Source organism: uncultured Roseivirga sp. (assembly GCF_963973945.1).
Taxonomy (GTDB): domain Bacteria; phylum Bacteroidota; class Bacteroidia; order Cytophagales; family Cyclobacteriaceae; genus Roseivirga.
The window spans coordinates 45,680-60,512 of sequence record NZ_CAXBBV010000015.1; the positions used below are offsets into that span (position 1 = coordinate 45,680).

A 14,833-nucleotide genomic window follows, 5' to 3' on the forward strand; every position below is an offset into this window, starting at 1 on the left:
CTATTTCTAAGCTTTAAAAGCGTCTAAGATAGTTTTTTTATATTCCATAAGCACTTCTGTATTTCGCTCTGAATTGGTTTGAATTTCAATGATTTTAGCGTTTTTGGATGATTCAAAAAACGTTTGTAAGCATTCTTTCAAGTCCTTTTGGTTTGAGCAACTATGGTATTCAAACCCAAAGTCATTGGCTGTATTTTCGGCATTCAGTTTTTGCTTGGTTTCGAAGTATTCTTCAAGCTCAGGATGACGTTTTGGGCCGTCAATCATTCTAAAAATACCTCCACCGTGATTATTGAAAACAATGATTCTAAGGTTTTTTAAGTTGTAATTGTGCCAAAATGCATTTCGGTCATAGAAGAAAGCCATATCGCCAGTAAAGAGCACTACTGGTGATTTTTGAGACAATGCCGCACCAACAGCAGTGCTATTGCTTCCATCAATTCCACTTGTTCCTCGATTGGCAAAAACCTCAAGCTGTTTATTTTTCGGAGTACCAATGATATTAGCATAGCGAATAGACATGCTATTTGCGAAGTGAAGCTTAGCTTTATCAGGAACCGAGTGAATTACCGAATTAAATGCTTGAAACTCACTAAACCTCCTCATTTTGAAAAACTCAGTTCTTAATTCTTCAATGGTATGATTGGCTTTTTGCCATTGGTTTAAATAGCTGAAACTACCTTTTCCACCTACATAATGAGTGAATTCAGAGAAGAAAATCTCTGGCTCAATTTTAATAAGTTCTGTTAAGTGCTGGAGGCTGTCATTGAGCTTTTCAGAAGAAGAAATATGCCAATGCTCCTGAGGTGGGTTATTTCTTAAGTATAGCTTTAGGTTTTTAGAAATCAGAGATTTTCCAATGGTAATTAGTAGGGTTGGGGCTAACCCCTTGTGCGTAGTATTTAGTTGGGGATTTAAGAAAGAATCTTGGTTATGAATAACCCCAGGTAAATCGTGTTGGTTTGCAATAACATCGGCTATAATTGGAATACCTGCTTTTTCAGCAAAGCGATAAAGAGCAGTATGCAAGGCCTTTGAAGAAGGCATTTGACCAATTACAATAGCTTTTTTTTGATGCTTTTGCCATTTGTTGCCCAAGTCTATCCAGTCCATTCGGTCAATTGCACCGTGTATTGGAGTCGTAGCAATTACTCTTACTTCGGGGAAACTTACTAATTCATTGCTGTCTGGATAAAACGGTTCGCGTATTGGTACATTAATATGTACTGGCCCTTGATGGTTTGTACAAGTACCAATGGCCTCATTTACTATTCTATTACAATGCCATTTGGCATCATTATGATTTACCTCAACTGGGAAGTCGTAACTAGCCAAAACATGCTTTCCATAAATATTCGATTGCTGAATTGTTTGGCCATCATACTGATTTGTCCACTCAGGTGGTCTGTCTGCTGTAAGTATCAGTAATGGAATTTCTTGATAAAAAGCTTCTGCTATGGCAGGAGCATAATTATAGGCGGCCGAACCAGAGGTGCAAATCAGGGCTACGGGCTTTTTCTGTTGTTGGGCAATTCCCATTGCAATGAAAGCGGCAGAGCGTTCGTCAGGAATTACTTTCGTTTCAATTTTTGGATGGCGAACAAAGGCCAAAGTGAGGGCAGCCGACCTTGAACCTGGCGAAATTATAGCAGTTTCAATACCATGTGCGGCACAAATTGTTGCGATATCGTAGATGTGCTGAAGGATCAAGAGGCTGAATTCAAAATATTGAGTAGCGTGTTGAATTTCATTTCGGTTTCTTCAAACTCCTTTTGGGCCACAGAATCTTCAGTTACACCAGCACCAGCATACAGTATTGCGTTACTTTCTAATAACTGCATACAGCGAAGATTCACAAAGATCGAGGTTTTTTGTTCGTTTTGAATAGGTCCTAAATAACCAGCGTAAAATGAGCGATCGATTCCTTCATGTTCTTTAATAAAGGCCATAGAAGCTTCTTTGGGCATTCCAGCTACAGCCGAAGTTGGATGCAATAATTCCAGCATCACTGTACCTAATTCTGGAAAATTAGTTTCTTTCATATTTACTTCAAACTCAGTTTTGAGATGAAGTAAGTTTCCTGCGATAATCGTTTTTGGCCCTTTCTCTTCATATTCTCTAAGCCTAATCTTCTTGAAGCAGTTGATAATGTATCGGCTTACCAAGGCTTGCTCTTCAATTTCCTTTTGTGTCCAAGCAGTATCAGAAATGGGCTTATCAATGTCTCTTCTTTGAGTGCCTGCTAAAGCCACGGTTTTAAACTCTGAGTGATTTACTTCTAGCAATAATTCTGGCGTTGCACCTAGCCAAGTTCCGGTTTCTGGCATTGAAACAACCGAAACAAAAGCATTTGTATAAGCATCGCACAGCTGTAGATATTTAGTGATCAAATCAAAATCACTATTGAGCGAAATGGTTTTCGATCTGGCGGGCACTACTTTTTGCAGCGTATTGTTTTTTATGGCTTCTACGCCAAGGGCTACTAAATCCTTATACTCAAGATCTGCTTCTATTAAAGCTTGATCATGAATATGGTAGGTTAGTTTCTCTTCCCCCTTGTTAATTTGACGCCTTACTTCTTTAAGGAATTTTGAACGCAGAGCTCCTTCACTATTACTTATGTCCTTATGTTGAATGACTTCATTGAAATCAAAAGATAGATGGAAGTCACTTTTTATAAATAAAGTAGCCTTACTCTCGGTATCGAAAGGCGCGAAAACAAAGCCTTTGTCTGAAGTTTCTAAGTCAGGCCTTTGTATTTCTCGCACTTTACTGAATGAAACCATAAGATTGATTTCCTTTTGATGGGGCAATCGCCAAATGGCCAACGGCAAATCCATATGAATGGCTGCCTGAAATATAGATTTTATAGCATGAGACTTTTCATATCCCGAAAGGTCGAGGGATGATGTTGCAGATTGCTTTTGATTCATTTGTTACTTTTTATCCATCACCGCCATGGTGATTCTACTGATACAGACCAAGTCATTGCTTTCATTGGTGATTCTAATTTCCCAGACCTGTGTCTTTCTTCCAATATGATGTGGTTTTGCCATAGCATAAACCCAGCCTTCCTTTACGGATTTAATATGGTTTCCGTTGATTTCTAAACCTACACAATATTGCTTTTCTGGGTTTACTACGCAATGGGCAGCAACACTACCCAAAGTTTCGGCCAAAGCCATTGAAGCTCCGCCATGCAATAGGCCTAAAGGCTGCTTTGTTCGCTGGTCAACGGGCATTTTAGCACGCATGAAATCGGCACCAACCTCTGTTATTTCTATGCCCAAATGCTCAACCATAGTATTCTTATTAAACTGATTGACCATTGAAATATTAACTCCGGGTTGGAACATGGTGGTTCTGAATTAGTTTCTAGATTTGTGCCTGAATTGGGCAAAAATAGAACAAAATTGATGATCAAAAAAATCTACCTCACACGTCACGGACAAACAGATTTTAATAAGCAGGGAATTGTGCAGGGAAGAGGTGTAGATTCTGACCTAAACGAAATGGGAAGGGCTCAGGCTCAGGCTTTTTACGATGCTTACAAGAATGTTCCTTTCAGTAAATTGTACACTTCATCGCTTAAAAGAACCGCTCAATCTATGCAGGGGTTTGTGCAGAAGGGCTTAGCTTTTGAGGCTTTGCCTGAATTGGATGAAATAAGCTGGGGAATTCATGAAGGCGCTGAGGTAAACGAAGAGCAACATGCCTATTACTTCGATATGATTAGCAGTTGGCAAAAAGGAGAGACCCACAAGGCAATTGAAGGTGGTGAAAGCCCAGAAGGTTTGGCGAAAAGGTTACGTGCTGGGTTGGCCTACATAATGTCAAAGGAAAATGAGCCAAACGTGTTGATTTGCATGCATGGGCGAGCAATGAGGCTAATGCTAGCAATTATGTTCAATTACCCTCTGAGTGGGATGGATTACTTTTTACACAACAATTTAGGCCTCTACGAAATTACTTTTACGGGAAGTACCTTTGTGCTTGATCGATACAACGAAACTAGTCATTTAAAGCATCTATAGCCGCTAAAGCAATCTTGGCTTTGCTATCAAGGCTGTTTTTGTACGGATGCTTTCTGAACTCTAATACTTTATTGAAATATAGTTTCGCTTGCTCATTGTCATTTTCTTCCATTTTAATGTACCCCATTTGTAAATAGGAATTTGGAGCAAAGTAAGAATCTGATAAAGCTTCTGTGTTAGAAATCACTTCATTATAAAGCATCAGCGCTTGATCGTAACTGTTTGTTAGATGGGCCAATCTCGCTTTTCGATAGGTGAGTTCATGGACTTCATCAAACTTTAATTTTCCAGTATCTATTTTATTTATGGTTCTGCTAGCTAGTTTATAATAGCCCCCATCAATGGCATATCTGATTTGCAGTAATCTAAAATTGGGAAATGATTTAGCTTCTAAAATAGCATCCGCATTTTTGTCGGCTTCGGAGGTAGCACCTTTGGTTTGCTTGGCTTCTTCCCAATAATTTTTGAATGATATATTCTTTCCTAAAAAGTACTCGCACATGGCTACTTTCATTCTAGAATCTTTGAGTTGATTTCTTCCTTCAAACCTATTTATGTATACTAAATAGTGCGTTTTCGCTTCGTTGTAATTTCCTCCCTGAAAAAGTGCTTCGGCCAGTAAATACTCAAATAAAAGAGGAGAGGGCTCTGGCCTTTCTATTGCTTCTTTTAGCATTTGGGAAGCTGCTTGAGCATTATGGGATTTCATTAAAATAAGAGAGGTAATATAAACCTCGGCCATTGAGATGTGGTTCGAAGTGTTACTATTAAGTCCTTCTAAGGCCCTGTTATGCTCTTCTAACAAATAAGATTCTATCATCGAAGAAATGAGCCTCGCTTCTATAGAAAATGGAGTTGATTCTTTTGAAAGGGACTTTAAGTGAGCCAGTCCATTTTGTACATCACCTTCTAAACCTAGTACATTTAAAATCCATTGCTGGTTATCAGGAACAGCTCCGAAAATAACTTGTAGCAAGCCCATTGTTTTGTAATGCAACTTGAAGTCTGGATTTTTTTCAATATTGTCTTGTACCGTTTTGTAGGCATTTCGCAGACTCCAAACACCACTGAGGGTATGACCAAACTTGAGTTTCACAAATGCCCACTGAAGTTTAATTTCACCTTTAACAAAATCCTTATAAGACGAATCATCCTCGGAGTCACTAATAAGGTCGAGTCTGGTATCTTCGTTTTGCTTTAGTAGGTTATATCTGTCTTCGTTCTCACTAAAAATGAGCTCGAGCACATCATTCAAGTTGGCAATGTAAAGGTGACCAAATGGAATTTCGACTTCGGGAAATTGCTTTAAGAGCGATGAAGACTTTTTGAAATCTAAATCGAGTGTAGTTTTGTATATGGCATCAAAATCAGAAGTCTGACTTTGGGCAGTATGGGGGAGGAATAAAACTAAAAATGGATAGACGAAAACGCCTACCCATTTCAATATATTTTGGAACATCAAAAACGAATTATGCTTTTGTTGCAGCTCTTCTGCTTCTTTTCGGCTTAGCCTCTTCTTTAACGATTTCGTCAGTAACATCAGCCAAGATTCTACCACAATGCTCGCAAACAATGATTTTCTTGCGCTCGCGAATATCTGCTTGTCTTTGCGGAGGAACAACGTTGAAACAACCACCACAAGCACCTCTATCAACAGGCACTACAGCCAAACCGTTTCTTGCATTGTCGCGAAGTTTGGTGTAAGAAACCAAAAGTCTTTCTTCAATGTCTTTAGTCGCTTTTGTTCTAGCGTTCATCAGCTTCTGCTCGTCATCATGACTTTCTTTAGTCAAAGTTTCGAGTTCGCCTTTTTTGCTGCTCAAATCTTTTGCTCTTTCTGCTAGTTCTTCTTCAGTCTTGGCTATTTCGCCATTCTTGATTTCTATTTTAGCGAAAGCTTCTTTGATTCTCTTTTCAGAAATTTGAATCTCTAAATTTTGAAGTTCAATTTCTTTAGTAATGGCATCATATTCACGGTTGTTACGCACGTTCATTTGTTGCTCATTGTATTTTTTGATTAATGCCTCTGAGTTCTTAATCTGAGTTTTATAATCAGCAATATTAGTATCAAGATCTCCAGCTTCAGACTTGAATTTGTCAATTCTAGTCTGGTATCCAGCGATCTCATCTTCTAAATCAGCTACTTCATCAGGTAGGGCACCTCTTACTTTTTTGATTTCATCCAATTCAGAATCAATTCTCTGAAGGTTAGTAAGGGCGTCAAGTTTTTGTGCTACAGTCTTTTCCATTCACGTTTTTTTAGAAGTACTTAACGGGGTTCGTATTCACCTCTGTAAAATAGGTTGCAATATTAGCAAATTTTTCTGTCAAAAATGAATGCAAAAGCTCTTTTGTAAACTTTTCGCTTTCATAATGCCCAATGTCTGCAATCATCGTTTTTCCTTCACCATCAAAGAACTCATGATACTTGAAATCTCCCGTCACAAAAGCATCGGCATTTTGGGCCATGGCAGAAGCTAAAAGGAAGCTACCCGCGCCACCACAAAGGGCTACAGTTTTAATAGAATCCATATTTTTTGCAGTATAGCGAATTGTATTTAGCTGCATAGAATCTTTTAAATGGGCCAAAAATTCTTGACAGGTCATTTCTTTTTCAAGTTGCCCAATCATGCCCGATCCAACTTCTTGATTCTCATTTTCTAGTTGACTGATGTAATAGGCCACCTCTTCATATGGGTGTGCTGCTTTTAAAGCGCCAATCACTTGACGACTTAAATGATTCGGGTACATTATTTCTACTCGGTCTTCATTTACTTCTTCTAGTTGACCTCGCTCACCAATTACGGGGTTCGCATTTATATTGGGTTTAAAACTGCCTGTTCCATTTACTTTGAAACTACAGTGGGAGTAATTTCCTATTTCACCAGCACCAACGCGATGTAAGGCATCAAGCACTTTATTGGTGTCATCTTTAGGAATAAAAACGACTAGTTTTTCTAAGAGCTGCTTTTTGGGTGCAAGAATTTTTGTGTTTTTAAGTCCAATTTGGTTGGCAATTTTTTGATTTACACCAGAATACACATTGTCTAAGTTGGTGTGAATGGCATATATGGCAATGTCATTTTTAATGGCTTTAATAATAGTGCGCTCCACATAGTTTTTACCATTCAGTTTTTTAAGGCCTTTAAACACGATAGGGTGGTGCGCAACTATCATATTGCATTTCTTATCAATAGCATCGTCAATAACGGCTTCAATACAGTCCAAACTCACCATGATTCCCCTTACTTCCCAATTTTTATCTCCAGTAATCAACCCTGAATTATCGTAAGATTCTTGGTAGGTGGGTGGAGCAAGTTTTTCTAGTACTTCAATGATCTCCTTGATTTTTACCATCTTTACAGCTTTTAAAGTGCTAAGATAGAAACCTGAATAGAATGAAGCTCCTGCGTTGGCTATTATTTCCTGTTTCTGTACTCTACGGTTGGCTAATGAGTTTCAGAAATCACCTATATAATATAGGTAAGAAGTCTCAGGTAGAGTTTGATCGCCCAATTGTTTCTGTAGGCAACCTTTCTATGGGAGGCACCGGCAAAACTCCAATGGTGGAATATTTAATCAGGTTACTTCAAGAAGATTACAAGCTGGCCACTTTAAGTAGAGGTTACGGAAGAAAAACCAGAGGTTATAGAATGGCATCTGAAGCTGATACTGCCGAAACCATGGGGGATGAGCCATTTCAGTATTACAGAAAATTCGGAACAAAAATCTCCGTTTGTGTTGGTGAAGAACGGGTTTTGGCCATTCCTTCTGCTATAATGGAGAAGGAAGATATTGAGGTTTTTCTTTTAGACGATGCCTATCAGCACAGAAAAGTGGCAAGAGATTTCAATATTCTTTTGAGCGATTTTAATCACCCCTTTTACGAAGATTACATTTTACCTACTGGTGAATTACGCGAAAGCAGAAGTGGAGCTAAAAGGGCTGATTGTGTTATTATCACCAAAAGCCCCGAAACCATTGATGAACAGGAGCGAAGAGAAATTAAGGCGAATGTAAAAGTCTATTTAGGAGAAAAGCCTGTGTTCTTTAGTAGAATCATTTATGACACTCCCTTACCAGTTTTTAAAAATCAACCAGATAGTTTACCCAAAGGAAGCACCGTTTTATTGCTTACAGCAATAGCAAATAATAGAATGTTTAAAAGTGAGGTTGAACGAAACTATGCCTTAAAACAAGAATTTGTTTATCAGGATCACCACGGTTTTACATCAAAAGACTTAGATGGTTTGTTGAGTTATTTAAAAGCCCAAAAAGAAGAGATACAGATTATTACTACCGAAAAAGACATGGTACGACTTTTGACACTTGCCGATCATTTACTTTTTAAGAAGGCTATAGTATTTTATATTCCAATTCGGTTTGAACTAGAAGAAGAAGATAAGTTTACCAGTCGACTGTTTAAAGTGTTAGAACAAAAGAAAAACCTCAATTGAATTGTTAATTTTGGGCGTGTTGAAGAGGGTATTATTTATTTCATGTTTGTTGGTGCTGGGTTACACTGCCTTTTCTCAAGGCAATACTACCTTTAGTGTAAACCGAGATTCTCTTAAGAGTCAAAGAGAAAATAGGCTTTTAAAAGATACTGTTAAAAGTGTTTATGGGCCATTAACCACACGATATACTTACGAGAAGAACTTCAAATTCAATAATCTAGTTTTTAATTATCCAGATACTATTCCCGATAACCTTCATAGATATACCGATATAGAAAGGAATGGAAATTTAGGACAGAACCTTGGGAATTTAGGTACAGCTTATAGAAACCTATATTATGAACCTTCAATGACCATTGGAAGACGCTCAGGATACAATGCTTATGATGAGTTTTATGTTGGTCCAGAGGATATTAAGTACTTCGATACCAAGTCACCCTTTACCGAAATCAATGTAGTTTTTGGTGGTGGAAGAAGGGGAGGAACAGACATCGTTTTTGCTTTAAACGATAGTGTTTATCTCAATTTGGGGTTTCAGTATAAAAGTGTTAGAGCAGAAAAACAGGTAGCTTTTTTAAGTACAGGTGATTTTCAATCGAAAGGAACTAACTATAACTTCTTTGGCTTTATTCGACCCAAAAAATTGCCGCGCTATTTGGCTTTGTTCAATGTAACTCAAATGAAATTTAGTGTTGATGAGCAAGGTGGAATTCTTGACCCTGCCATCGACCCAGCCAATGATGAGATTGGAGCGGAGGCTACTTATTTCAAATATAAAGATGCCAACGTAGTACTAGATAATGCCGAAAGCTACGACAAGCGTGGCGGGATACATATTTTTCAACAGTACAATTTAGATTCAGTATTTCAAGTGTATCATTCTGGTACTTTCTATAATCAGGTGGTAAGATATACGGATGTGTATAATTTAGGTGGATCAGACTCACTTATTTACAAACCTGTCGGTCGTAATTTGGTAAGAGATTCTATCATGGATAGAACAACTTACAATGAGCTATCGAATGAATTTGGAATAAAAGGGTACACCAAAAGTTTCTCTTATACGGTGTTTTATCGCTCTCGATATTTGAAATATGACAACAGGATTTTAGGTGGAGAGGGTGCCGATTTAGAAAGCTATTTGGGTGGTACTCTAAGACAAAAAATTACGCCCAAAATTTTCTTAAAAGCTTCAGGCGAATACTTAGTAGGTGGTGGCTTTTTTATTGAAGGAGACTTTACCAGTAATTTCTTTGATGCCAGAGTCTCTAAAGTCTCTAGTATGCCCAATTACCTGTCTGAATTGTACGCAGGACAACAAGGCTACTGGATCAATAGTTTTAAGAATGAACAATCAGAAAATCTGTATGGTGAAGTTAAGTTGAATACAGCAGGGCTTAGTTTTAGACCATTACTTAGATTCAACAGAATTGCTAATTACCTGTATTATGACCAAGACAAGCGTCCGAGCCAAGCAGGGAGTGACATAGTAATTTTAGCACCTGGTTTCCATTTTGATTTTAAGTTGGCTCCAAGGTGGAAGTGGTCTAGCAGCTTCTATTACAATACCGTTTCGGGTGGCTCTAGCGACCTTTATCGCTTACCAGATATCTTGGCCAATGGCCAGTTAGCGTATAAAAACGTAATATTTGATGGCAAAATGATAATCCATACAGGGATTGATTTACACTATCGTTCTGCGTACTATGCAAACACTTACAATCCTATTGTTCAACAATACTTCTTACAGGATGATTTTGAGAATGATGCTTTCTTAAAAGCCGATTTATTCTTGAATTTTAAAGTACAGAACTTCCATTTCTTTGTAAAGTCTGCGCATTTTAACCAAGGAATTATCGCTGATGGTTACTTCTTAACCCCTTATTACACAGGTGTAAAACGTACTTTGGATTTGGGAGTGCGTTGGTCTTTCTACAACTAATTGAAAGTAGGTTCAAACAAAAAAACCATTCTGAAGGCTGTATCAATTTGATTGACTGAACCTTACAGAATGGCTTGAAAAATAACAGAAACCCTTTTTAGTTGCCTGTGCTAAATAGCTTGAAGTTAACACCAAGGTTTAAAACATGCTTAAACTGAATCTCTTTTGAAAGGCTTCCATCTTCACCTTTAATAAGAATATCGTCATCGTAAATCAACTGCGTTCCAAAGGTAGCGTTGAACCACTTGTTCACTTTCATTACCAATAATGTTTCCCAGTTTGTGTCTACATTTCCAAAGCTGTCATATGCAGTAAAGAAGTTGAGGTTAGACTGGAAAGAGATGTTCTCCATCAACTTCAAGTTCAAAGTAGTTAGAATGTTTGTACCAAACTCAGCCCTTACTTTATCGCCTGGATCTACACCATAAGCACCTGCAGCTGAAAGCTCATCGTCCATTACAAAAGTAAATTTACCAGCAGCAGGAGCAAAAGAAACCGTCAGTACATCTCCGCTGCTATATTCCATACCTAAGTTTATAGAAAGGTAACCCGGTGCCATAAAGTTGGATATTTTCTCTGCGATTTGCTCGCCCGGGTTCAATAGATCGTCTACATAATTGTTACCCTCAAGCAATTGCGTTCTTAAAATACCTGAAACGCCATAGCCAAATTTCTCATTGATTTTTCTTTTATACTGGCTCAAAAGAATGATGGCGTCATCTGTTTTTCTAAAATCTTTATCACCAAGTTTAGCACCTCCTAGAGCAAAATCAACTTGATTTTTCCATGTAGAAAAAGCTGTGTTTTTAGTAGCAGAAGCGTTGAAAATTGTACCCAATGAAACCGAGCTTTCACCCCCTCCGGCCCAATTTGATAGGCCAACGTTTGCGAAGGTAAAACCTAAAGAGCCTTTTCTTTCCCATTTAACGGAGTCAGCCGTTTGCGACTGAGCAGCATACGATACCAGTAGGGTAAGGCAAATGAGTAGTGTTTTCTTCATAATGTAATTGTTTGATGATTGATATAATCAAATTTCCTTTTTAAAATATGTTGCAATTTAGCATGTTCAATAAAAACTAGATGCATAATAGTTCTACTTTTTAATATGTGAACCGAGCACTTAACTTTGAACCATGAATGATGAAATGAGCAATCACCTTTTAGGGCTGCAACTACCCACCGACCCACGTTGGGTAAATGTAGCTCAAATGAATATCGAAGAAATATTGGTTGACCATGCTTATTGCGAACAGAAAGCCGCTTCTTCGTGCATTTCGCTAATTATTCTATTTCCAGAAAAAACCGAAATGGTCGAAATGATTACACCTGTTGTAGCAGAAGAATGGAATCATTTTGAAAGAGTTTTGGAGCAGCTTAAAAAAAGAGGAATGTCTTTTGGGCAAGCCCGAAAGGATGAATATGTCATTCAGCTTCAAAAAGTGGTTAGAAAAGGAGGAAACCGAGATCAACAATTAGTTGAAAGGCTATTGATGAATGCCTTGATTGAAGCGAGAAGCTGTGAACGGTTTAAGATTCTTTCTCAGAACATTGAAGACGAAGAGCTAAAAAAGTTTTACTATGAACTAATGGTGTCAGAAGCGGGGCATTACAAAAACTTTATCAGTTTGGCCAAACACTATATGCCAGAAGACTACGTGCTCAACAGGTGGAAGGAATTCTTAAATGAAGAGGCAAAAATCATTAAGTCGCTCGAAGTAAGAGGCGATAGAATGCATTAAATGAGAATTAGAAGTTGAAAGGCCAAGATGATAAAGCCTAAGTTTTCCTTTTCTTTTTCTTAGCTGCAGGAAATAGAATGTTGTTCAGAATCAATCTGTAACCCGGAGAGTTAGGGTAGAGGTTTAAGTCGGTAGGTTCTTCTCCAACCCGATGCTGATAATCCTCAGGATCGTGACCACCATAGAAGGTCCAGAAGCCATTTCCAAAAACGCCATGAATGTACTTAGCTTCTTCAGCTGCATCGTTTTGTCCCATGGTTACCACATCTGGTTTTATCACCCTCGCCTTAAACGCAGTGGTTTGACCATAAAACCCTTTGATTAAATGTGTGTGATTTTGGGTGAGCATGGTAGGGATAGGATCCCATTTTGCAGAAAATTCAAACAATTTAAAGAAATCATTTCCTTCATTTAAAGATCGAGAACGTCTGGCATCCGTGTTGTCTATGTCCGAGAATTCATATTCTAAAGGATCCTTTTTCAGCTTGAAATTTTCGAAAGCCAAAGTTTGCGAAAAATCGAACTGAGATTCGGCAGCAGGGTTGGCAGGGTCACCATCATACATGGCTTCAATAAAGTCTAATCCGTTGGCTGCTAACGCAATATCGAATGAATCAGTAGCAGAACACATGGCAAACAAAAAGCCACCTCCAGCAACAAACGTTCTTATTTTTTGAGCAATAGCCAGTTTTAATTGCGATACTTTTGCAAAACCATGTTTTCTGGCCGAAGCTTCATAATCTTTTTGTTGTTGCTGATACCAACTATAAGGTGAGTAAGTAGCATAAAACTTACCGTATTGGCCTGTGAAATCTTCATGGTGAAGATGAAGCCAGTCATATTTTGGTAATTCATCGGCCATTAATTCATCATCATATACTATGTCGTAGGGAATTTCAGCATAAGTTAGTGCTAAGGTTACAGCATCATCCCAAGGCATTTTAGTTTTAGGAGAGTAAACCGCAATTTTTGGCACTTTCTCTAATTTCATCATGTCCATGTTTGAAGAAGGCGAAGCAATCTGACTTTCGTATTGGGCAACCGTAGCATCAGAAATTACTTCATAGCTCACTCCACGGATCACTAACTCCTTTTCTATGTTCGCTGAAGAGGGTAATAAAAAACTTCCTCCCCTAAAATTTAACATCCAGTCGATTGTTACGTCTTTACTGAGAACCCAGTAAGCAATACCGTAGGCTTTTAGGTGATTTGATTGAGAAAGATCCATTGGGATCAGTATTTTGGATGCATGGCCGCTAAGGCTAAACGTAGCCAAAATCAATAAAATCAAAAGTCTTCTCATAGTGAACTGGATTATGAACCGTTTAACAGAACGATCGTTGAATTTATAAATTTGTTGGTAATATCTGACCAACGGTTGACTAAATTCGTAACGATCAAAAACTCATTTTATCTCAATGAATTTCAGAGAAAACGTTAGGGAAGGAATAAAGTCGATTAAATCGAATACCCTCAGAACCATTTTGACAGGTCTAATTATCGCCATAGGAATCACCTCGTTGGTAGGAATGCTTACTGCCGTAGATGGTATTCAAAGCGAAATTGAATCCAGCATGTCGGGTTTAGGGGCCAATAGCTTCGATGTAGATAGTCGTTCTTCTGCCAGAAGAAACATGAATGGAAGAAGGGAGCGATCTTATGCTCCTATTAAATATGACGAAGCCGTACGCTTTAAGGAAGACTTCAACTTTCCTTCTACAGTAACTATTTATACAAGAGCTTCTGGTTCGGCAGAGATTAAGTATGAAGAAAAGAAGACCAACCCAAATACTAGTATTACGGGTGGAGATGAAAACTACTTTTCTATAAAGGATATAAAAATTGAACAAGGTCGTAATTTCTCTTCTCTAGAAATTGAGTTCGGAAATTACGTTTGTATTCTAGGAACGGAAGTAGTTAAAGCACTTTTCGATAAAAATGAAAACCCTCTAAACAAGACAGTTAAATTCTATGGTAACAACTACCGTGTAATTGGTGTACTGGAAGAAAAAGGTGGTTTTGGGGGAGATACCGAAGAGGATAGAAATATTATTATCCCACTTCTGAATGCAAAGCGACTGGATAGAAGCGGTAGAATGAGATATAACATTACAGTTATGCTTCAAGACCCAGAACAAATTGATTATGCAATGGGCGAGGCTACGGGGTATATGCGTAAGATTAGAGGCAACAAATTAGGAGAAGAAGATTCTTTTGAAGTTGTAAGATCGGATTCTGCTACCGAAGCTTTGGATAACATGACCAATGGATTAAGAATTGGTGGTTTGGTTGTAGGTGCTATTACGCTTTTAGGTGCGGCTGTGGGGTTAATGAACATTATGATGGTGTCAGTAACTGAAAGAACCAGAGAAATAGGGATTAGAAAGGCACTTGGAGCTACACCAACCAGAATTCGCCAACAGTTTTTGATTGAGGCGATTGTGATTTGCCAAATGGGTGGTATAGTTGGTGCTTTGATGGGAATTGGAATTGGAAATATACTGGCGAAAGCAATGGGCGGAGCGTTTGTAATTCCGTGGCTATGGATTATAGTTGGCTTGGTTGTATGTGTATTTGTAGGCTTGGTATCGGGAGTAATTCCTGCTAATAAAGCTTCGAAGTTAGATCCAATCGAAGCTTTAAGATTTGAATAAGCGGTAA

13 protein-coding genes are annotated in these 14,833 nt (G+C 38.2%); 5 read left to right on the top strand and 8 right to left on the bottom strand.

Features of this window, described 5'->3' with window-relative positions:
* Nucleotides 1–6: 6 nt before the first annotated feature.
* Genes menD through AAC026_RS17865 form a run of 3 tightly spaced genes read right to left on the bottom strand, consistent with a single transcriptional unit; the run spans nucleotide 7 to nucleotide 3,356 of the window.
* Nucleotides 7–1,710: a 2-succinyl-5-enolpyruvyl-6-hydroxy-3-cyclohexene-1-carboxylic-acid synthase gene (gene menD, locus AAC026_RS17855; protein ID WP_339700951.1), complete on the bottom strand. Its 1,704-nt coding sequence runs from the start codon at nucleotides 1,708–1,710 to the stop codon at nucleotides 7–9.
* Entirely contained in the window at nucleotides 1,707–2,933 is a 1,227-nt protein-coding gene (locus AAC026_RS17860; protein ID WP_339700954.1) for a chorismate-binding protein, read from the bottom strand. Before AAC026_RS17860 ends, menD begins: the two co-directional genes overlap by 4 nt.
* 3 nt (nucleotides 2,934–2,936) lie before the next feature.
* Nucleotides 2,937–3,356 (bottom strand): hotdog fold thioesterase, encoded by a 420-nt coding sequence (locus AAC026_RS17865; protein WP_339700956.1) that lies wholly within the window; start codon nucleotides 3,354–3,356, stop codon nucleotides 2,937–2,939.
* Between the two features lie 60 nt (nucleotides 3,357–3,416).
* Between AAC026_RS17865 and AAC026_RS17870 the strand changes: the two genes are divergently transcribed.
* Nucleotides 3,417–4,034 carry a histidine phosphatase family protein gene (locus tag AAC026_RS17870; RefSeq protein WP_339700958.1) on the top strand — a complete coding sequence of 206 codons (618 nt, stop codon included), beginning with the start codon at nucleotides 3,417–3,419 and terminating at the stop codon, nucleotides 4,032–4,034.
* On the opposite strand, the gene AAC026_RS17875 is transcribed toward AAC026_RS17870, so the two are convergent.
* The 3 genes from AAC026_RS17875 to AAC026_RS17885 are packed head-to-tail and all read right to left on the bottom strand — an operon-like array spanning nucleotide 4,012 to nucleotide 7,391.
* A complete protein-coding gene (locus tag AAC026_RS17875; RefSeq protein WP_339700960.1) occupies nucleotides 4,012–5,493 on the bottom strand; it encodes a tetratricopeptide repeat protein in 1,482 nt (493 codons plus the stop codon). The two genes, AAC026_RS17870 and AAC026_RS17875, sit on opposite strands and share 23 nt — an antisense overlap.
* 10 nt (nucleotides 5,494–5,503) lie before the next feature.
* A complete protein-coding gene (locus tag AAC026_RS17880; protein ID WP_339608694.1) occupies nucleotides 5,504–6,283 on the bottom strand; it encodes a C4-type zinc ribbon domain-containing protein in 780 nt (259 codons plus the stop codon).
* A gap of 10 nt (nucleotides 6,284–6,293) precedes the next feature.
* Nucleotides 6,294–7,391, bottom strand: coding sequence for a Nif3-like dinuclear metal center hexameric protein (locus AAC026_RS17885; RefSeq protein ID WP_339700962.1), 1,098 nt, complete (start codon nucleotides 7,389–7,391; stop codon nucleotides 6,294–6,296).
* A gap of 41 nt (nucleotides 7,392–7,432) precedes the next feature.
* On the opposite strand from AAC026_RS17885, the gene lpxK reads away from it, so the two are divergent.
* Nucleotides 7,433–8,491: a tetraacyldisaccharide 4'-kinase gene (gene lpxK / locus AAC026_RS17890; protein WP_339700965.1), complete on the top strand. Its 1,059-nt coding sequence runs from the start codon at nucleotides 7,433–7,435 to the stop codon at nucleotides 8,489–8,491.
* Between the two features lie 19 nt (nucleotides 8,492–8,510).
* Nucleotides 8,511–10,433, top strand: coding sequence for a putative porin (locus tag AAC026_RS17895; RefSeq protein ID WP_339700968.1), 1,923 nt, complete (start codon nucleotides 8,511–8,513; stop codon nucleotides 10,431–10,433).
* Between the two features lie 97 nt (nucleotides 10,434–10,530).
* Here AAC026_RS17895 and AAC026_RS17900 read toward each other — a convergent pair whose 3' ends face one another.
* Nucleotides 10,531–11,433: a DUF3078 domain-containing protein gene (locus AAC026_RS17900; RefSeq protein WP_339608690.1), complete on the bottom strand. Its 903-nt coding sequence runs from the start codon at nucleotides 11,431–11,433 to the stop codon at nucleotides 10,531–10,533.
* Between the two features lie 133 nt (nucleotides 11,434–11,566).
* Here AAC026_RS17900 and AAC026_RS17905 point away from each other — a divergent pair, with 133 nt between their 5' ends.
* A complete protein-coding gene (locus AAC026_RS17905) occupies nucleotides 11,567–12,172 on the top strand; it encodes a tRNA-(ms[2]io[6]A)-hydroxylase (protein ID WP_339700971.1) in 606 nt (201 codons plus the stop codon).
* A 37-nt stretch (nucleotides 12,173–12,209) separates the two neighbouring features.
* Here AAC026_RS17905 and AAC026_RS17910 read toward each other — a convergent pair whose 3' ends face one another.
* Nucleotides 12,210–13,475, bottom strand: a complete 1,266-nt coding sequence (locus tag AAC026_RS17910; protein WP_339700974.1) for an asparagine synthetase B — start codon at nucleotides 13,473–13,475, stop codon at nucleotides 12,210–12,212.
* Between the two features lie 115 nt (nucleotides 13,476–13,590).
* On the opposite strand from AAC026_RS17910, the gene AAC026_RS17915 reads away from it, so the two are divergent.
* Nucleotides 13,591–14,826, top strand: a complete 1,236-nt coding sequence (locus AAC026_RS17915) for an ABC transporter permease (protein WP_339700976.1) — start codon at nucleotides 13,591–13,593, stop codon at nucleotides 14,824–14,826.
* Nucleotides 14,827–14,833: the final 7 nt, after the last annotated feature.

Coding starts and splice junctions, on each gene's coding strand:
- lpxK (WP_339700965.1), top strand. CDS start 7,433: ATGAAGCTCCTGCGTTGGCTATTATTTCCTGTTTCTGTACTCTACGGT.
- AAC026_RS17870 (WP_339700958.1), top strand. CDS start 3,417: ATGATCAAAAAAATCTACCTCACACGTCACGGACAAACAGATTTTAAT.
- AAC026_RS17875 (WP_339700960.1), bottom strand. CDS start 5,493: ATGTTCCAAAATATATTGAAATGGGTAGGCGTTTTCGTCTATCCATTT.
- AAC026_RS17900 (WP_339608690.1), bottom strand. CDS start 11,433: ATGAAGAAAACACTACTCATTTGCCTTACCCTACTGGTATCGTATGCT.
- AAC026_RS17915 (WP_339700976.1), top strand. CDS start 13,591: ATGAATTTCAGAGAAAACGTTAGGGAAGGAATAAAGTCGATTAAATCG.
- AAC026_RS17910 (WP_339700974.1), bottom strand. CDS start 13,475: ATGAGAAGACTTTTGATTTTATTGATTTTGGCTACGTTTAGCCTTAGC.
- AAC026_RS17860 (WP_339700954.1), bottom strand. CDS start 2,933: ATGAATCAAAAGCAATCTGCAACATCATCCCTCGACCTTTCGGGATAT.
- AAC026_RS17865 (WP_339700956.1), bottom strand. CDS start 3,356: ATGTTCCAACCCGGAGTTAATATTTCAATGGTCAATCAGTTTAATAAG.
- AAC026_RS17905 (WP_339700971.1), top strand. CDS start 11,567: ATGAATGATGAAATGAGCAATCACCTTTTAGGGCTGCAACTACCCACC.
- AAC026_RS17880 (WP_339608694.1), bottom strand. CDS start 6,283: ATGGAAAAGACTGTAGCACAAAAACTTGACGCCCTTACTAACCTTCAG.
- AAC026_RS17885 (WP_339700962.1), bottom strand. CDS start 7,391: ATGGTAAAAATCAAGGAGATCATTGAAGTACTAGAAAAACTTGCTCCA.